At 36.7% G+C, this 19,391-nt stretch carries 19 protein-coding genes; 18 read left to right on the forward strand and 1 reads right to left on the reverse strand.

Translation table 11 applies throughout. The annotated features are described in order from the left end of the window. Positions 1–63: 63 nt before the first annotated feature. The 14 genes from J0L69_00805 (at position 64) to J0L69_00870 (ending at position 14,748) form a co-directional block, all read left to right on the forward strand. Positions 64–3,693 (forward strand): HAMP domain-containing histidine kinase, encoded by a 3,630-nt coding sequence (locus J0L69_00805; GenBank protein MBN8691697.1) that lies wholly within the window; start codon positions 64–66, stop codon positions 3,691–3,693. A 78-nt stretch (positions 3,694–3,771) separates the two neighbouring features. Next, positions 3,772–4,554: an enoyl-CoA hydratase/isomerase family protein gene (locus J0L69_00810; protein ID MBN8691698.1), complete on the forward strand. Its 783-nt coding sequence runs from the start codon at positions 3,772–3,774 to the stop codon at positions 4,552–4,554. A 13-nt stretch (positions 4,555–4,567) separates the two neighbouring features. Continuing rightward, the gene (locus J0L69_00815; GenBank protein ID MBN8691699.1) at positions 4,568–5,707 is read left to right on the forward strand and encodes a beta-ketoacyl synthase; all 1,140 of its coding nucleotides are present in this window, start codon (positions 4,568–4,570) and stop codon (positions 5,705–5,707) included. Beyond that, complete coding sequence (locus J0L69_00820; protein ID MBN8691700.1) at positions 5,707–6,339, forward strand: 3-oxoacyl-ACP synthase; 633 nt, start codon at positions 5,707–5,709, stop codon at positions 6,337–6,339. The genes J0L69_00815 and J0L69_00820 overlap by 1 nt, the downstream gene beginning before the upstream one ends. Positions 6,340–6,342: 3 nt before the next feature. Then, complete coding sequence (locus J0L69_00825) at positions 6,343–6,600, forward strand: acyl carrier protein (GenBank protein MBN8691701.1); 258 nt, start codon at positions 6,343–6,345, stop codon at positions 6,598–6,600. Further along, positions 6,601–7,794: a beta-ketoacyl-[acyl-carrier-protein] synthase family protein gene (locus J0L69_00830; GenBank protein ID MBN8691702.1), complete on the forward strand. Its 1,194-nt coding sequence runs from the start codon at positions 6,601–6,603 to the stop codon at positions 7,792–7,794. It begins immediately after the preceding gene. After that, entirely contained in the window at positions 7,794–8,852 is a 1,059-nt protein-coding gene (locus tag J0L69_00835) for a beta-ketoacyl synthase chain length factor (protein ID MBN8691703.1), read from the forward strand. The genes J0L69_00830 and J0L69_00835 overlap by 1 nt, the downstream gene beginning before the upstream one ends. After that, positions 8,846–9,595 carry a polysaccharide deacetylase family protein gene (locus J0L69_00840; protein ID MBN8691704.1) on the forward strand — a complete coding sequence of 250 codons (750 nt, stop codon included), beginning with the start codon at positions 8,846–8,848 and terminating at the stop codon, positions 9,593–9,595. The genes J0L69_00835 and J0L69_00840 overlap by 7 nt, the downstream gene beginning before the upstream one ends. Further along, positions 9,596–10,216 carry an outer membrane lipoprotein carrier protein LolA gene (locus J0L69_00845; protein MBN8691705.1) on the forward strand — a complete coding sequence of 207 codons (621 nt, stop codon included), beginning with the start codon at positions 9,596–9,598 and terminating at the stop codon, positions 10,214–10,216. Further along, positions 10,179–10,817 (forward strand): hypothetical protein, encoded by a 639-nt coding sequence (locus J0L69_00850; GenBank protein MBN8691706.1) that lies wholly within the window; start codon positions 10,179–10,181, stop codon positions 10,815–10,817. Before J0L69_00845 ends, J0L69_00850 begins: the two co-directional genes overlap by 38 nt. After that, positions 10,814–11,191 carry a 3-hydroxyacyl-ACP dehydratase gene (locus J0L69_00855; protein MBN8691707.1) on the forward strand — a complete coding sequence of 126 codons (378 nt, stop codon included), beginning with the start codon at positions 10,814–10,816 and terminating at the stop codon, positions 11,189–11,191. The genes J0L69_00850 and J0L69_00855 overlap by 4 nt, the downstream gene beginning before the upstream one ends. A gap of 1 nt (position 11,192) precedes the next feature. Next, the gene (locus tag J0L69_00860) at positions 11,193–11,786 is read left to right on the forward strand and encodes a DUF420 domain-containing protein (GenBank protein ID MBN8691708.1); all 594 of its coding nucleotides are present in this window, start codon (positions 11,193–11,195) and stop codon (positions 11,784–11,786) included. A 124-nt stretch (positions 11,787–11,910) separates the two neighbouring features. After that, positions 11,911–13,329, forward strand: coding sequence for a T9SS type A sorting domain-containing protein (locus tag J0L69_00865; protein MBN8691709.1), 1,419 nt, complete (start codon positions 11,911–11,913; stop codon positions 13,327–13,329). 30 nt (positions 13,330–13,359) lie between these two features. After that, positions 13,360–14,748 carry a hypothetical protein gene (locus J0L69_00870; GenBank protein MBN8691710.1) on the forward strand — a complete coding sequence of 463 codons (1,389 nt, stop codon included), beginning with the start codon at positions 13,360–13,362 and terminating at the stop codon, positions 14,746–14,748. Positions 14,749–14,865: 117 nt separating this feature from the next. Here the strand turns inward: J0L69_00870 and trmD are convergent, their stop codons facing one another. Next, positions 14,866–15,540, reverse strand: coding sequence for a tRNA (guanosine(37)-N1)-methyltransferase TrmD (gene trmD / locus J0L69_00875; protein MBN8691711.1), 675 nt, complete (start codon positions 15,538–15,540; stop codon positions 14,866–14,868). Between the two features lie 186 nt (positions 15,541–15,726). Here trmD and J0L69_00880 point away from each other — a divergent pair, with 186 nt between their 5' ends. The 4 genes from J0L69_00880 (at position 15,727) to rseP (ending at position 19,384) form a co-directional block, all read left to right on the forward strand. Next, a complete protein-coding gene (locus J0L69_00880; protein MBN8691712.1) occupies positions 15,727–16,047 on the forward strand; it encodes a carboxypeptidase-like regulatory domain-containing protein in 321 nt (106 codons plus the stop codon). A gap of 206 nt (positions 16,048–16,253) precedes the next feature. Continuing rightward, entirely contained in the window at positions 16,254–16,721 is a 468-nt protein-coding gene (locus J0L69_00885; protein MBN8691713.1) for a toxin-antitoxin system YwqK family antitoxin, read from the forward strand. 159 nt (positions 16,722–16,880) lie between these two features. Continuing rightward, the gene (locus J0L69_00890) at positions 16,881–18,035 is read left to right on the forward strand and encodes a 1-deoxy-D-xylulose-5-phosphate reductoisomerase (GenBank protein MBN8691714.1); all 1,155 of its coding nucleotides are present in this window, start codon (positions 16,881–16,883) and stop codon (positions 18,033–18,035) included. 11 nt (positions 18,036–18,046) lie between these two features. Next, the gene (gene rseP, locus J0L69_00895) at positions 18,047–19,384 is read left to right on the forward strand and encodes an RIP metalloprotease RseP (GenBank protein MBN8691715.1); all 1,338 of its coding nucleotides are present in this window, start codon (positions 18,047–18,049) and stop codon (positions 19,382–19,384) included. Positions 19,385–19,391: the final 7 nt, after the last annotated feature.

Genomic DNA, 19,391 nt, shown 5'->3' on the forward strand with positions numbered 1-19,391 from the left:
TTTAATGATTTTAATTACCGCACTTCATAATCCGATAAAATTCGCTACATTGCTTTGAGTAAAATGACCGGAAAAGTTAATACAAACTTCAGTTTGATTGCGGCACTGTTTCTTATGATTGCTGCTTCAGTTTGTTTTCATCTACAGTCGGATTCGGTCAACAACTCCGTTAACCAGGCTCAAAAAAACTTCAGCTTAAAAGAAAAGCGCGTAACCGAATCCATGAGTTGGCTGGAAACTCAATTAGCGCAGAATGCTCTCGGTTTTAACGAAAACTTATTGGGCGAAAGCAATTATTTAGATAAAGAAGAAATTGTTTTGTTGGCTTACCGTAATGACTCTTTAAAATTCTGGACATCCAACTTAGCGCCGGTTGACCAAAGCTTGCGTGATCTAACAGATAGGGAAGGTATGTTGCACCTCAGAAACGGCTGGTATTATTATCAATTAAGGCAAATCAAAAATATTAAACTATTTGGGTTACTTTTCATTTCCAAAGAATACGACGTTCAAAACAGTTATTTCAAAAACGGATTTGTAAGATGGTTGAATCTAAGTGAAGGCTGTAAGCTAAACCCGAATACAAAAACGGAACACACTCTCGCAACTGCGAACAAAAAAGCATTATTCAGTATAGATAAAAGTGAAAATAATTTAGCGTCCACATCTTCATTACCTTGCTTGCTGTTTTTTGCCGGAATTTTATTATTAAGCTTAAGCCTCATTCAGTATAGTTTTAAAAACAAAATCAGCATCAAACAATTAGTAGTGGGTACTCTTTTACTCTTGGTTTTAAGAAGTTTGATGGTCTATTTTGAATTTCCTTCTCATTTATACACGTCTTCTTTATATGATGTAGGAGTTTATGGTATTACTGATTCGTTTTACAACCGCTACCTCGGAGATATTATCATTAACATTAGTGTATTCTTTGTTTGGTCGGTTATCTTTCTCCGGCATTTCAATCCGAAAATTAACAGCGGCGCTATTAAATGGGGCGGACTCAGCGTCTATTTGCTTGTATTGATATTTTTATCTCTTCAATTAAATTCTACCGTAAAAAATCTCGTTTTCAACTCCACAATTCCCCTCGATTTCTTGGGGATCTTCAACCTTTCGCCACTTAGCTTTCTTTGCTTAGCTATTGTTTTTGTAAATGGATTTACAATTATGTTGCTAATTGAGAAATTAGTGAAATTACTATTTGAGGAAAATAAAAAAGACGGACTACTGGCGCTTACCGTTTCCTTGTTATTATACAGTATTGCATACGCTGTTATCGCAAAGCAAAACCTTAGTGCTGTAGAGTGGTTTTGGCTACCCTTATTGATTTTCATATCTATTGCTTTCAGAAAATACAATTACACAGAGAGTATTTTGAGTGCGGGATTCAGGGTTTTAGCTTTTGCAATTATTACAGCCTGGATTTTTGGCGAATATAATACCACCAATGAAAAACAAAGTCTGAATCACTTATCAGAAAAATTAAGCGACAGACAAGATGCGTTTTTGGAAAGTGAGTTTTTGAAAGTGGCAGCAAAAATTAAAAAAGATTCTTCCTTACACAAAGCCATTCGCCGTTTACCTTTACAAAACAACGAAACTGAGCAAGTTCTCAGACAACTATACTTTACGAAATACTTCGAGAAATACAACATTGAACTTAGTGTATTCGATTCGCTCTGCATGCCTTATTTGAAAAATACGGATTACCAATTAAACAATCACGATTACTTTGATGAACAAATAAAAACCGGTGAACCAACGATTTGTGAAGACCTTTATTTTATTCCCGAGTATAAAAAGAATTCGCGTTACATTGGTAAAATTGATTTAAGATACAATGTACCCGGCGGTAGAGCCGCTTATTCCATCTATGTTCAGCTTGAACCAAAACAATTTACAAGCGGTGGCAGTTTTTCTGAATTACTCTTAGATGAGCCGCAGCAAAAACAAAGTCGCTATAAACAATTCTCCTATGCCATTTATAAAAACGGCATTCTCAGCTCAGCTTACGGAAACTATATTTATCCGCATCACTTTGGGAGAGAAGTTCTAGAACAAAACACCAAAGAATATAGTCATCAATTAACTATTCCTGATCAGGAAACTCAACTAATCGTTAGTTATAAAAACAAAGGCTTTAATTATTATTTCACCGCCAACTCGTATTATTTTCTCTTCTATTCTTTGTTGGGAATTGTATTATTTATTTTTTATTACATATTCAGTAATAAAGAAAATGGGTTCTTTACTTTAAATCGCCGTATCCAGTTATTTGTAGTTGGATTTTTATTTTTAGCATTGTGTGCTGTTGGGGTATTTACAGTAAACTTAGTTATTAGAAAATCCGAGGACGAGCAAAGCCAGTTGTTGATTGAGAAAGCTTCACAATTACAGAACGAGTTAAACAGTGTATTGCTTTACAATAAAGCCATCGACGTAAACAGTAAGCAATTTACCGAAACAGTTTTACAAAAATACGCAGCGCTCTTTAATTCGGATATTTCGTTGTATAATAAAAACGGATTGCTGTTCGCGTCTTCCCGTCCACAGTTATTTAATTCGGGCTTAAGCTCGGGGTTGATTAGTCCGAATGCGATTTCACATTTTAAAGAAAACAAATCGCAGTATTTTATTACGCGCGACAAAACCGGCAGTTTAAATTATCTTTCACTTTACACGGCTCTTTATGATTCCAATAAAAAACTCACAGGCTATATGAACCTTCCTTATTTCTCGCGTCAAAAAAAAATGGAAGAAGGCGTTTCTGATTATATCACTACCTTAATAAATATCTATGTTGTATTGTTTTTAGTGAGCTTGTTTGCCGGATTAATTGTATCGGCGTACGTTACCAAACCATTAAGAATTTTACAAGAACAATTAGCGAAAATTTCGTTTGGGAAGAAAAATGAAGCCATCAATTGGCAATCCAATGATGAGATTGGAAGACTTGTTAATGAATACAACAAGATGCTATTAAAGCTCGAAGAAAGCGCAAGTTTGTTAGCGAAATCCGAACGTGAAGGTGCATGGCAGGAAATGGCGAAGCAAGTAGCTCATGAAATAAAAAATCCATTAACCCCAATGAAATTAAATTTACAATACCTTCAGAAAATTGTAAATGACGGTGGTGTTGATTTTAGTGAGCGCTTTAAAAAAATGTCGGATTCCATCATTGAACAAATTGACACCTTAGCGCATATTGCCAATGAATTTTCCAATTTTGCCAAATTACCTAAAGCTAATCTGGAAGAAGTTAATTTAGCGGAGAGCATTCGTTCTACCATAGAACTATTCAAAAACAATCATGGTGCACAAATTATTTTCACTACAACTTCCGATTCAATTAAAGTACTCGCCGACAAAAATCAATGTTTACGCGTATTTAATAATTTACTAAAAAACGCGCTGCAGTCTATTCCCGACGGAAGAGAAGGAAAGATTGAAGTCACCATGGAAGAAGTAAATGATTTGGTGCGTGTAAAAATTAAAGATAACGGAACCGGAATTGCGGAAGACTTGCAACATAAAATTTTCACACCCAATTTCACAACTAAATCAACAGGTACCGGTTTAGGTTTAGCAATGGTAAAAAACATCATGCTATCATTTAATGGCGATATAGTTTTCGAAAGTGTAGTAAATGAGGGCACTACCTTCACATTAACATTCAAGAAATTACAATAAACAGGGGTTAATAACTTTTTAATCTCAATAGGCATATAGCCTTATATTTGTTGTAACTAAAAAAAACACAAAATGATTATGACAGGAGAAAGCGTTTTAACCGAAATAAAAAACAATGTTTTGGTTATTACTATTAACAGACCCGATAAGTTAAATGCATTAAATAAAACCACCATTGAAGAGTTGCATGAAACCTTGGTGGAAGCAGAAAACCAAAAAGATATTCGCGCAGTAATTATTACCGGCTCAGGTAATAAAGCATTTGTTGCGGGTGCGGATATTGCTGAATTTGCAAATTATTCTATTGAACAAGGAAAACAATTAAGTTCAACCGGGCATTTCAAAATATTTAATTTCATTGAAAATTATTCTAAGCCCGTAATTGCAGCCGTTAACGGATTTGCATTAGGCGGAGGTTTAGAATTAGCTTTAGCTTGTCACATTCGTGTGGCGAGTGATAACGCAAAAATGGGTTTACCGGAAGTAAGTTTAGGTGTTATTCCCGGATACGGCGGAACACAACGTTTAGCCCAAATCATCGGCAAAGGAAAAGCATTCGAAATGATTGTTACCGCCGATATGATTAACGCGCAAGACGCTTACAAATGGGGACTTGTAAACTATGTGACCACACAAGAAGAATTATTGAACAAATGTTTTGATATCACTTCAAAAATTTCTTCTAAATCACCAACCGCTATTAAGACAGCCATTAAAGTTATTAATGCCGGTTACAACAATAAGCAAAATGGTTACGAAGTTGAAATTGAAGAATTCGGTAAGAGCTTCGGTACCGGCGATTTCAAAGAAGGTGTATCCGCATTCTTAGATAAACGTAAGGCAAATTTTCAAGGTAACTAAGTGCTAAATAAAATTGCCTGAAGTTTTCACTTCATATAACAACATTATTTCGCCTTTAGGGTTTACTACTAAAGACAATTACTCTGCCCTATTAAATAATCAATCGGGCATTCAAAACAAGTCGTTTGGAAAACTAAACGACTTGTTTTGTTTGGCAACTATTCAGGAAGAAAAAATAAAAGAGTTCGCAGTCAAAGCCGGTATTGAATCCGGATTTACAAAATTAGAATCCCTAAGCATTCTTTCTATTCAGGATGTTTTAAATCAATCCGGAATTTCACTGAAGGAAAAAAATACCCTACTCATTTATTCTACCACTAAAGGAAATATTGATTTATTGGAATACAACAAGCCGCCTGTTTCCAAAGAGCGTGCATACTTGAGTAAAATGACTGAAGCGATTGGAAATTATTTTGGGGCGGCGAATACTCCTTTAGTTATTTCTAACGCTTGCATCAGCGGACTTTTAGCGATTATTATTGCGAAGCGCATGATAGCAGAAGGGCTTTACGAAAATATCATTGTATGTGGCGGCGATTTAGTCACTGAATTTACTGTAAGCGGATTTAAATCATTCAACGCCCTCAGTACTAATTTATGCAAACCATTTGATGCCCGTCGCGACGGAATTAATTTAGGGGAGGCGGTATCAACTATTTTGATTACAAACAACAAATCATTACTAAGCGAAAGCTCTACACACATATTAAATGGCGCATCAGCCAACGACGCGAATCACATTTCAGGACCTTCCCGTAACGGCGACGGATTATTACAAGCCATTGAAAACACATTTTCAAAACACAAGCATATTTTACCCGATACAATTAACGCCCACGGCACTGCTACTCCTTATAATGATGAAATGGAGTCGATCGCATTTGAAAGAGCAGGCTTAACTCATGTTCCGGTAAATAGTTTAAAGGGTTACTACGGACATACACTTGGCGCTGCCGGTGTGTTAGAAACAGTCATTGCTTTAGAGGCCGCGCACCATAATCAATTAATCAAATCGGCCGGTTTTTCTGAGCATGGGGTAAGCGGTAAAATTTCGGTCATTAACGAACACAAAAAAACAACTATAAATACTGTACTAAAAACAGCTTCAGGCTTTGGAGGATGCAATGCCGCAGCCTTATTTGCCAAATTGTAATGGAAATTGTAATCAGTTCATATTGCCGCATTAAAAACAACGCTTTGATCGTTAACGGAAAATCTATTCAGTTAGCTAAACAAGATTCGGCTGCATTTTTTCTGGCAGAGACTTACAAAATTTTAGGGCTCAATTATCCTAAGTTTCACAAAATGGACGGCCTATGTAAGTTAGGCTTGTTAGCGACAGAAGCTGTCCTGCAAAACTCAGGCTTTTTAGAGAGACATGCCCTTGATAAAATCGGTATTTTGATGGCCAATAAAGCCTCCAGTTTGGAAACCGACCGTGTTCATCAACTAAGTATATCAGATAAAGAAAAGTATCTTCCTTCGCCTTCGGTATTTGTATATACACTTCCAAATATCGTGATTGGTGAAATTGCCATCAAACACAAAATTACCGGGGAGAATGCTTTTTTCGTTGAGCCTTCATTCAATACAAACCTAATGTTACAACAAAACAACCTCATGCTTAAACAAAGCGAGGTTTCGGCTGTTATTTCGGGATGGGTTGATTTTGATAACGGTCACGTGGATGCCCTCATTTATTTAGCCGAAATAGCTGACGATTCAATAAAAAAACTTAATTTTAAGCCACTTAACAAGGAACTACTTAAACAACTTTATCAATAAATTATGGACGCATTAATAGAAAAATTAAAAGTGCAGATTATCGAACAGCTGAATTTAGCTGAAGTAAAACCCGAAGACATTAATCCTGATTCACCATTATTTGGTGACGGACTAGGTTTGGATTCTATCGATGCCTTGGAATTAATCGTATTACTTGAAAAGCATTATGCGATTAAGATTCAAAATCCTGCCGATGGCAAAAAGATTTTCGAATCAGTTCGTACAATGGCAGAATTTATTAAATCGCAAGGTAAAGCTTAATTGTCGTCACCGATTTTTATAAGCGGACTTGGCATGATTTCGGCCATTGGCAACAATGTGCAGGAAGCTTATGCAAACTTATCTAATGCTAAAAGCGGTATTGGGAAAATCCACCATTTGAACACACGTTACAAAGATGAATTTGTAGCAGGTGAAATAAAACTTTCCAATAACGATTTAATGGATTACATCCGTTTTAAATCTCCTGCTCTCAATCGTACCTCCATGCTTGGCATTGCTGCGGCAAGTGAAGCTTTAAAACATTCAGGTATTGATTTAAATGACGGCATGCGTACCGGATTAATTTCATCTACTACTGTAGCCGGAATGTGTAAAACAGAATTGTTTTACAAGGAGATGGTCGATAAGTCTTTGCATCTGGAAGTTTTAGACGCGCATGATTGCGGTGAGAGCACAGAAGAAATTGCCGATTATTTAGGCGTAAAAGATTTTGTGACAACGATCTCTACAGCTTGCTCCTCAGCTGCCAATGCAGTGATGCTTGGAAGCAGAATGATAAAACAAGGCATGTTGGATCGTGTGATTGTTGGAGGTGTAGATGCCTTATCAAAGTTTACTTTCAACGGTTTTAACACCTTAATGATTCTGGATAAAGAATGGTGCAAGCCTTTTGATGAAAATCGCAGAGGCTTGAATCTCGGTGAAGCCGGCGCCTTTATTGTTATCGAAAGCGAAGCTTCTCTTAAAAAGAGAAACGGAAAAGCACTGGCAACTGTTGCCGGTTATGCTAACGCTAATGACGCCTATCATCAAACAGCTTCATCTCCCGACGGATTTGGCGCTACCATGGCTATACAACAAGCATTAAAAATGAGTGGCTTATCCCCCGCGCAAATTGATTACATCAATATGCATGGTACAGGTACGCCAAACAATGATCAATCGGAAAGCAAAGCTACCATTAATGTTTTTGGTAATAATGTTCCTAAATTCAGTTCTACAAAAGCTTATACCGGACATACCTTAGCGCCTGCCGCAGGGGTAGAAGCCGTTATATCCATTTTATCGATACTGAATGATAAAATATTTCCCAACCTTAATTTCACTACACCCATTGCTGAGTTCGGACTTAGTCCGGTTACAAAGGTAACTTCGCACAGAATGAATCATGTACTTTCCAATTCATTCGGGTTTGGCGGTAATTGTTCATCTTTAATCTTTTCAAGAGTATAATGGCAGCCAAAGCTTATATCATAGGAACAGGTTGCATTTCTCCACAAAACACCACGGATGAAAACTACTTTTTTGAAACCATAATTGGTCCGAATGGCGATCACTTTCCGGCAATTGAACCTTCCTATAAAGAACACATCAATCCGAATATGCTGCGCCGAATGGGACGCGCCATTAAAATGGGAGCCTCGGCTGCACGAATGGCCATGACAGAAGCGAAGTTAGAAAATGTAGATGCGATTATGTCAGGTACCGGATTAGGTTGCTTTGAAGACAGTGAAAAATTTCTACTTGCGATTTTAAATAACGACGAACAGTTCCTCACCCCTACTTCATTTATTCAATCAACACACAACACCGTTGGTTCACAAGTAGCGCTGATAATGAAATGTCACGAGTATAATTATACGTATACGCATCGTGGATTTTCATTTGAGAGCTCAGTGATGGATGCGCTGTTAAGTTTAAATGAAGGCAAGAAGAATATTTTAATTGGCGGAATAGAAGAACACACTCCTTTATTTGTTGAACTTAACCGCCAAGCTAAAAAATTTAACACGGATACAACGCATCCTTTATTTGAAGGTAAAACCCACGGCATTCAAATGGGAGAAGGCTCTGCTTTCTTTGTAGTATCTTCCGAAAAACAAAATGCACAATCGTCTATCGACGGCATTAGTTTTTTATACAAACCAAAGTCGTCAAAAGAAGTTTTAGATAAAATCAATCAGTTTCTTGATTCACAAAATACGGCGCTTGATAATATAGATCTCGTTTTATTTGGTTTTTCAGGTGACTCCGACTTCGATAATTATCTTCTTGAATTGCTTCCTTTAGTTTCGAATCATTCCGCAACAGCTCATTATAAACACTTATGCGGCGATTATCATACTGCCGGTGCATTTGCCACCTGGTTAGCTGATAAAATTATTCGTAAGCAAGAGATTCCTCATACCATCCGTATCAATCATCACACCAAAACAAGCATTAAAAGCATCTTGATTATTAATGCGTATTTGGGCATTAATTATTCTTTCACCTTATTAAGACAATGCTAAACCATCGGTTTGTAACGGCGCTATTTGCTATTTCAATCGGCTTGGTATTTTTGTTGTGCGCCATTGGAAGCACTGCTTTTTACCTATGGCAAATCATTCTTCTACTTGCTTATTTAAGCATAGAATTTTTAGGTGCTTATTTTATTGGTTTAAACTTTCACTTGAAATCTGTTAATCATCTGGATAAAACAAAAAAACAAATTGCGTTGACCTTTGATGACGGACCGTGCACACCGCAAACGCTTGCCGTTTTAGATACGCTAAAAAAACATCAAGTAAAAGCCACCTTTTTTGTGATAGGTAAAAACATTACAGCAAATGAATCCGTCTTAAAACGCACAGTGGAAGAAGGCCATTCGATTGGCTCTCACAGTTACTCACATCATTTTTGGATTGATCTATGGAGTGCTAAAAAACTGGAAGCTGACATTCAGCAAAGCCTTGATAGCATCAAAAAAGTAACCGGTGAAGACACTAAATTATTTCGTCCGCCCTATGGCGTTACTACACCTAATTTTGCCTACGTTCTAAAAAAACTCAATTTAACATCCATTGGCTGGAATGTGCGTTCTTATGACACTTCCACTGCCGACCTTAACAAAATTTTAGAGAGAGTTTTAAGTCAAACTAAAAACGGTTCAGTAATTTTGTTACACGACCGTTTAAACATAATGCCGGAACTTTTAGATAAATTAATTCCGGCTTTAAAAGAACGTCAATTTGAATTTGTCACACTTTCATAAATGAAAAAATTAATTCTTTTAATATTCATTGCTCATTTTGGTTTAGCTCAAAATTTTAAAACAGTTAAAGACACTGCTGCTTTACGTTTAAAAGTGGAACAAATGAGTAAAACAGTCAACAGCATTGAAAGCGATTTTACACAAGAAAAGAATTTGAGTTTGTTGTCGGAGAAAATACTCAGCAAAGGTCATTTTGTATTTAAAAAAGAGAATTTATTACGTTGGGAATACAGCACACCCTACAAGTACTTAATTGTGATTAATAAAGATAAGATATGGATAAAGGATGAGAAAAAAACAGCTAAGTATGACATGAACAGCAACAAGGTGTTTAAAGAAATCAATGATATTATGATTTCCTGCGTACAAGGCAATATTTTTAAATCCGGAAAGTTTAAAGTGGCTTATTTTGAGAATGAAAAGTACTACAAACTCGAGCTAACCCCGCTTCAAAAAAACATGAAAGAAAGCCTTAAAAAGATAAACATGTATTTTGATAAAAGCGTAACTTCGGTGTCTAAATTAGATATGATTGAGCCCAATGATGATTATACCACATTGGAATTCATCAACAAAAAACTAAATGGCACGGTGGCCGATAATATTTTTACAATTAAGTAGTATCATCCTGCTAAGCACTTCTTGTGCCTACAACAAATTAAAAAACGGAAAAACATTACAAGCCATCCAATTAACCACTGAAGTTATTCAGCCGCTTATTCCATCCAATAAACAATCCGTAAAATACAAGGCTGAAATTGATGTTTTAACTAAACATTTTACAGGCATCGTTGTTCTAAAACAAACTGACGAAAAAACAGCACATATCGTTTTTGTAACTGAACTTGGCATGCGTATGTTTGATTTTTCTGTTGTGAGTGACAGTGTAAAAGCCGATTTTGTGTTTGAAGCCTTGAATAAGCCAAAATTTGTAACCATGCTTACACAAAGCTTTCGCGAAATACTGCTAATAAACACTATTGGAAAAACAGGCGAATTAAAAGAAAACAAAAAAGGAAATTATTATTGGATAAAAGATCATAACAGTAGTATTGCCATTCCAAAGCCGACCACTACCTTTGCTGAGATGGCTCAAGTATTTACCGGAAATAAAAAACACTCTACTACAAAATATCAAACGAACTACAACCTCTTAAACTACAAAACCAAGGGCCTTATTAAACTAAAAATTAACCTCATTAAAATAGAAGAAACCAAATGAGTTCAGTATTAAAAAACACTTTTTATACAGTTAGCGAATTAAGCACAACCGACAATTCGGTAAAAGCGTTAATCTCTATCAATCCTGCGCACGATGTGTTTAAAGGACACTTTCCGCAAATGCCTGTTGTGCCCGGTGTTTGTCAGTTGCAGATTATTAAAGATATATTGGAAGAAGTTAGCGGAACGTCATTGATGATGACCAACGGAGACAACATTAAATTTACCGGCATGATTTTACCGGATAAAAATCCCACTGTTAATTTAGAGATGACGTTCACTAAAAACGAAACGGGCTTTGTTGTGGATGCCAAATTATTTTTTGAAGAAACAGTTTTTACAAAACACAAAGGCAAATACAAAACATTAAACTAATATGAGTACAACATTAAATAACGCAAGCGATAAAACCATTAAGGTAGTAGTTTGGATTACAACCATTGTAATTTTAGGAGCAGTAACTGTTCTCAATCGTAAAATTTTACCGGCACCTGAAACAATCCCTTCATACATTTACAAATTGCCAATGCTAAACGCAATTTTTAACGGCACTTGCTCTGTATTGTTAATTTTTTCACTGATTGCCATTAAGAAAAAGAACATCGCTTTACACCGCAAAATTAATTTAACGGCTTTCGTGCTTAGCTCACTCTTTTTAGTGTCTTATGTAACTGCACACTATTTTATTCCGGATACCAAATACGGCGACGTAGATCACAACGGAATGTTAGATGCTGCTGAAGCCGCCGCCGTATCAGGCATAAAACCACTCTACTTATTTATTTTGTTATCGCATATTTTATTGGCGATAGTTGTTTTCCCTATGGTATTGCTCTCGTTTTACTACGGACTCACCGATCAGCGCGAAAAACACAAGAAGTTAACCCGCTTCAGCTATCCCTTGTGGCTTTATGTAACTGTTACAGGTGTGGTGGTGTATTTGATGATATCGCCCTATTATAACTATTGATTATATTACATATCCTTTTATAAAACAGATATTGACTAAACATTCTCACTTGTTAACTACAACAACCATTCCGTATACTCTAAATGAGTCTATTTAAAATAGACTGTATATTTGATTACTTTTAATGAGTAAGTTCAGTAAAATATTTATCTCTCTATTTTTAGTGATTAGCTCATTTACAAATGTTGCGCAAAAGCCATTTGAATTATTTAACAGTAAGAGCGAGTATTTCTATGATGGGTTATTTACTTCAGCGGGATATACCCTAAGAGGTTTACGCCCAGACTCTAGCTCTTTTATAATGGGTGATTCCGTTTATTATCATTACAGAATTTACAAAGACTTAGGCAGTTGTAAAAAATCAAACTATCCATCTTGGCTTGGATATAAAACGATTCGCAAATCCAACGAAGATTATATTTTCTTTACAAAAACAAATGACACCATACTGATTAAAGCAGGCGCGCAAGTAGGAACAAATTGGATTTATTACAGATTTTCTAACGGAAATTATTTAAGAGCTACCTTATCGTCAAAAGGCTTCTCCGTTACTTATGATGGTTTAAGTGATACCGTCAAGACCATTTCTTTTCAATGTTTTAACTCTTCTAACAATCCTATTTACCACTATTATAACACTAAAACGCTAAAAATTGCTCGATCGCAAGGTTTAATCACTAGTGGAATTTATTTTGATTTTCCTAATGACACCAGCTTTGTTAATCGAAGTTATGGCAAGCATTTAACCAATAAAGACGTATTTGATAACTCCATTGGAGATATCATTCAGATTCGTAATATTTATAATAATAATCAACCTCCTCCTAATAATGTTTCGTCTGTAATTTATACTACAGATACTATAGCGTCAAAAATCTATATAACACCAGACAGTGTTCATCTAACTAATACAATTGGACAAACGCGAAGGCATGGCCAATTAAACAAATATGCAGTTGTGCAAATGCCGCAACAAGCACTAATTACCAATTGGTTTTCCGCCTATTCTGAAATACGGGAAGTTCACTATAAAATTGACACAACCGGAAATTGTCGCAAAACCTTGATTTATTTTATTACTGATTATTGCAATCATTTTACTTCAAGTCCCACTGATACCTGTTTTAGTACAGGGAGTGTTTCCTGTACAAATTATGGATTAGAACAATTTCAGGAAGGCGCAGGACATATAATTGATGAATTATTTATGGGCATTGGCGTAGCAAGAACAAGCAGAAAAATTACATTTACGAGACTGAATAATATAATGTGTGGAAACTTTTATTCAACTGGAATACTCGACAATTATTTGATTTCAGACATAAATATATATCCAAATCCAACCTCAGAATATTTCATCATTCATAGCGAATTGCTTCAAGGATACAAATTGATTCTTACAGATGCCATTGGCAAGGAATACATAAATGATATCTTTATCAAAAACCAAAAGATAAATATTGACTTCTTAAATTCTGGAGTTTATTTTGTCCGTCTTGAGGCAGAAAACTCAACTTACTTATTTAAGTTGGTTAAACAATAACAAGCATTTTCTTTTTATCTTTATAGCGTAATGAGGCATTGCGCTATCCCCACATATGCGGCTTTTGCTTTACTCCTGCTCTACTCTTGCAGCTCTCCTGATTCAAAAAAGGAAGCTGTAGCTGAGTCGCCCACCTGGAGTGAACACATCGCTCCTATCATTTATAAAAATTGCACGCCTTGTCACCGTCCCGGTGAATCGGGCATGTTTGATTTATTGAACTATGATGATGCCAAACGCAATGCCAACAAAATAAAATTCACCACACAAAATAAATTCATGCCGCCATGGCCTGCGGATCCCAACTATTCGCATTTCGTTGGTGAGCGTGTTTTGAACGAAACAGAAATCGCATTAATCAAAAATTGGGTGGAAGATAATTGTCCGCGCGGCGATTCACTCAAAGAACCAAAAACACCAAACTTCCATGAAGGTTCCTTCTTTGGAAAACCGGATATGGTTATAAAATTACCTCAACCAGTAGCGATAAAAGGAAATGGCATTGATGCTTTTTTAATGCTTAAATATCCATTCGCCTTAGAGAAAGATACTTTTGTACAGTATGTTGAATTTGTGCCCGACAAAAGAAAACTCGTGCACCACGTCAACGGCCATCTTCTCAGTTATGATAACAGCAGAACATTCGATTACACCAAAGGCGAAAACAGTTTACCCGATGCTTTAAATAATTACATCGATGCGTATTCAAAAATGGGATTAACGTATACCGACAAAAAAAATCCCCCACTGCCTGCTTTGCTCGGTAATGTGGTGTATTATTTGCCGGGTTATATTCCTCCCGTGTATAAAGAAGATATCGGCGGCTTCCGTTTGCCTAAAAACGGTGTGTTCTTTTTGAAGAACATTCATTACGGACCATCAAACATCGATACGGAAGATAACAGTCATATTAATATTTTCTTCCGCAAAACTCCGCCTAAGCGACCGGTTTTTGAAACGCAAATGGGAACGTTTGGTATCTCGGAAATAGAACCTAAATTGATTATTCCTCCCAATGAAATAAAAACCTTTCATACTCAAGTACAAATTCAAAATGATATTTCGATTCTGTCGGTGAATCCGCATATGCACTTAATCGGAAAAAGTTTTGTGGCCTATGCTTTGCCGCCTCAAGGCGATACCATTCGCTTAGTGCGCATCAACAAATGGGATTTCCGCTGGCAATATTATTACACCTATAACAATCCTGTGAAAATTCCGAAGGGCTCGGTGATTCATGTTTACGGCACTTATGATAATACCGATAAAAATCCTTTCAATCCATTTCATCCACCGCGTACCATCGAACAGGGTGAAGGCAATGAAAGTATGCAAACCACCGAAGAGATGTTTCAATTCATCTTTACGTACATGCCATACAAGCAAGGTGACGAGAATATCAGTTTGAAGAATAATTAGGTCCCGCCGATCACGCGGATTATCGCAGATGTTTTATTGTGATATTGCTTTGTCAATCTTTGCCTATTAAACCCTCTGCGCATATCTGTGCTATCTGCGGGAAATAACATTGGAAGATTACTTCAGTAAATCAGGTCTTCTTTTTGTGGTGCGCTCTATTGCTTTCTCGTGGCGCCACTTCTCAATATTTTTTTCGTGACCGCTCAACAGAATGTCGGGTATCTTCCAACCGTTATACTCAGCAGGACGCGTATACACCGGAGGAGCTAATAAATTATCCTGAAAAGAATCAGTAAGTGCAGAAGTTTCATCATTCAATACACCGGGAATTAAACGGATAATGGCATCGCTTACTACAGCCGCCGGCAATTCTCCTCCTGATAATACGTAATCGCCAATGGAAATTTCTTTCGTGATAAAATGCTCGCGAATGCGCTCGTCTACACCCTTATAATGTCCGGATAGTATAATGATGTTTTTTAAAAGTGATAATGAATTAGCGGTTTGCTGATTAAACGTTTCGCCATCGGGCGTCATGTAAATGATTTCGTCATAACTGCGCTCGGCTTTTAATTTATTGATACAATTCGCAATGGGTTCAATCATCATCACCATACCGGCGCCTCCGCCAAACGCATAATCATCTACTTGCTTGTGTTTTCCTAAACCGTAATCACGCAAATCAATCAGATTCACTTCAACGAGTCCTTTGTTTTGAGCACGCTTCAAAATAGAATGCTCGAACGGGCTACGTAACAATTCGGGTAAAACAGTGATGATATCAATGCGCATAGGACAAATTTAATTCTAATTTTCCGAATCCTGATTTTGATATTTTATTGATTTTGTGCCAGATAGAAAATTGTAAAGGGAAAGGAATGTAAATTTAATGTTAAGTCATATAAGCTTCTCATTAACGATTTGATAATATCCCTTTAATATGCACTACACCTTAAGTTTGCATTTTTGTAATGCAAAATGAAACACGCTTTACTCATATTAACATTGTTCTTCTTCTCGGTAACGGCCACTGCCAACAACAACTCCGATAAGAATAAAAAAACCTTGTGTGGTAAAGTGATTGACAAAACTACCGGCGAAGCATTAAGCGGCGTAAAGGTTGAAATTAAAAACAGCAACACGTATTGTTATACCGATTTAAACGGTAATTATATTTTATCGGTTCCTGCCGATGCAAAAACTGAAGTTCAGGCCAATGTGGTAGGTTATGAATCCACCACTATCGAAGGTTCTGAATTGGGTTATTTCAAAGACATCTCTTTATCGCCTCTTCCATAACAAGAGGAAATGAGAAATGTAAACTTAATGTTAAGTATTCGGATACTTAATGTTATTTTTTATTTAAATCTACGTATCGTCTTGCATTTACAGTAATTTTGTATTAGAAACAAAAGGTCAATTAAGCGATCTCTTCCTTAAACAAGAACCGATCAAATTTGAAGCCAATGTTTTAAACGATTGTTTAACACTTAATCTTTTACAACATGAAAAAATGGAGCTTCATTCTGGGAATTTTAATGGTGGCATTTTTTGCCAACGCCCAGGTAAAACAAAACAGCGATGGCTTATATGCCAATGCCGACGGTACTTTATTCAGCGGCACTCTCTCTTTGGATGAAAACGGAATTAAAAAATCTACTCTCGAAATAAAAGACGGCAAATTAAACGGTGAAGCCAAATATTATTACGCCTCCGGAAAATTAATGGAGACCGGTACTTATGAAGCGGGATTAAAATCAGGAAAGTGGGTACGCTATAACGAAGGTGGCATGATGATAGGTATTGCGGCATACGCAGCCGGAAAAAAAGATGGCACCTGGATTGTATACGATGATAACGGTAAAAAACGTTTTGAAATGAATTATAAAAACGGTGAAAAAACCGGTGTTTGGAATAACTGGGACGAAAATGGCGCTATCGTAAGCACTAAAGATTACGGTCAGGTTAACTAAATCTTCTTTAAATATTTTGAAAAACCTTGCTTCGGCGGGGTTTTTTTATGGCATTTTGGCTCTTTTTATCAAAAATCAGGGTTTTTAGCGGGTTTTTGTCCATTATTCTCCCTCTCTTAAGTTCCTTAATCCATAAAAAATCCTGAGTTTTGCAGCCTGATGCAGGAAGCAAAAAAAATAGCCATTGTTGGCAGTACCGGAAGCATAGGAACACAAGCTCTAGAAGTGATTCGCGAGAACCCTAAACATTTTGCAGTAGAGGTTTTGGTGGGTAATTCCAATGCTGATCTTTTAATTCAACAAGCTTTAGAATTTAATCCGAATTCTGTAGTCATTGCCGATGAAAGCAAATACAAACAAGTAAAAGATGTTTTATTTGATAAGGGCATTAAAGTTTTTGCGGGCAATAAAGCGGTTGAACAAATTGTAGAATCAGAAAACATTGATGTGGTGTTAGCCAGTATTGTTGGTTACGCCGGACTCGCCTCTACCATCAATGCCATTAAACATAAAAAAACAATTGCCTTAGCCAATAAAGAAACATTAGTAGTGGCGGGCGATTTAGTAACGAAGTTAGCAAGAGAAAATGCTGTAAATATTTATCCGGTTGATTCGGAACACTCCGCTATTTTTCAATGCCTGGCCGGAGAGTGGGATAATAAAATTGAAAAAATTTATTTGACTGCTTCGGGCGGACCCTTCAGAGGAAAAACGAGAAAAGATTTAGAAAACGTAACGCGCGAACAAGCCCTTAAGCATCCGAACTGGAGCATGGGCGCAAAAATTACGATTGATTCGGCTAGCTTAATGAATAAAGGATTAGAGGTTATTGAAGCCAAATGGCTCTTTAATTTAAAGCCTGAGCAGATTGATGTGATTGTGCATCCTCAAAGCATCGTACACAGCATTGTGCAGTTTGAAGATGGCAGCATGAAAGCGCAATTGGGTCTACCCGATATGAAATTGCCGATACAATATGCATTTTCCTATCCGGCGCGAGTACAGAATGCATTTAAACGTTTTGATTTTTTTAACTATCCGCAGCTTACTTTCGAGAAGCCCGACACCCAAACTTTCACTAACTTAGCCTTAGCCTACGAAGCCCTTAAAAAAGGCGGAAATATGCCCTGCGTATTAAACGCTGCTAACGAAGTAGCGGTTGACGCGTTTTTGAAAGACAAAATAAAATTTTTACAAATGAGTGAACTCATTGAAAAATGCCTTCACAAAATTGAATTCATACAACAACCAGATTACAATCAATACATAGAATGTGATACCGAAACCAGAAAACTGGCGGCATCATTGTTATAAGAAAAAACATTATGGTAAAATTCGGACAACTTTTTTTAAGCTTAACAATTTTAATTACGCTTCACGAATTCGGGCATTTCTTTTTTGCCAAACGTTTCAAATGCCGTGTAGAAAAATTTTATTTGTTCTTCGATTTCTTATTCCCGTTTGCGGGATTGCTTAATTTTTCGCTTTTCAAAAAGAAAATCGGTGATACGCTTTACGGTTTAGGATGGTTTCCATTCGGTGGCTATGTGCAAATCGCGGGAATGGTAGATGAGCAAATGGATAAAACCATGTTGGAGAAAGAACCGGAGCCTTGGGAATTCCGTGCGAAGCCTGCTTACCAACGTTTACTGATTATGATGGGAGGAATTTTGGTGAATCTGATTTTAGGTTTCCTTATTTATTGGATGGTGTTTTATTTCTGGGGACGCCAAACCATTCCTGCCGATCAATTAAAATACGGTATCGCTTGTGATTCTACCGCTTTAAACATGGGATTAAGAGATGGTGATTTTGTTACATCTGTAGACGGAAAACCAATTACTAATTTACGTCAGGTGCCAATTGAAATCATCATGAACAAAGCTACCAGCATGGAAGTGTTGCGCGACGGACAAAAAGTAACTATCCCGATTTCAGAAGACAACATCAGCAAAATATTAAGCGGATTAAAAAGATCTAGAAGTGGTGGTGATTTTGTAAGTGTGCGAATGCCTACTGAGGTTGAATTGATTGCACCTGCATCATATGCAGAATCCGCAGGTTTGAAAAAGGGCGATTTGATTATTGGCATCAACGATAAGTTAACACCCTTCTATAGTGATTTCAGTAGAGAGAAAGCTTATTACAAAGGCAAAGAAGCTGAATTGGTTGTTATCCGCGGTGTGGACACCGTTAGATTAAAATCAAAAATCAGTTTAGAAGGCAGTATTGGCTTTTACAACAACACCGAAAAATACACGCCGATATACGATCAGAAATTCGGCTTCTTCGAATCTTTGGGTGCAGGCTTGCATTACGGCATTGAAAATTTAATTATGCAGGCGAAGCAATTTGTTGTATTGTTTACCGTGAAAGACGCGCACAAACAAGTTGGCGGATTTTATAGCATGTATAAAAACATGAATGAAGTTTGGGACTGGCATGCTTTCTGGTTATTTACCGGATTCCTATCTTTAGTATTAGCGTTCATGAACTTCTTACCAATTCCAATGTTGGATGGCGGATACATTTTATTTTTATTGATTGAGATAATTAGTCGCCGCAAAATTCCGGAGAAAGTTATTTACTACGCGAATTATGTGGGACTTGTACTTATCTTAAGTCTGATGATTTACGCCAACACCGATTGGTTAAGGGATTAATGTAACC

This window comes from Bacteroidota bacterium (assembly GCA_017303905.1).
Classification (GTDB): domain Bacteria; phylum Bacteroidota; class Bacteroidia; order B-17B0; family Aurantibacillaceae; genus JAHEYG01.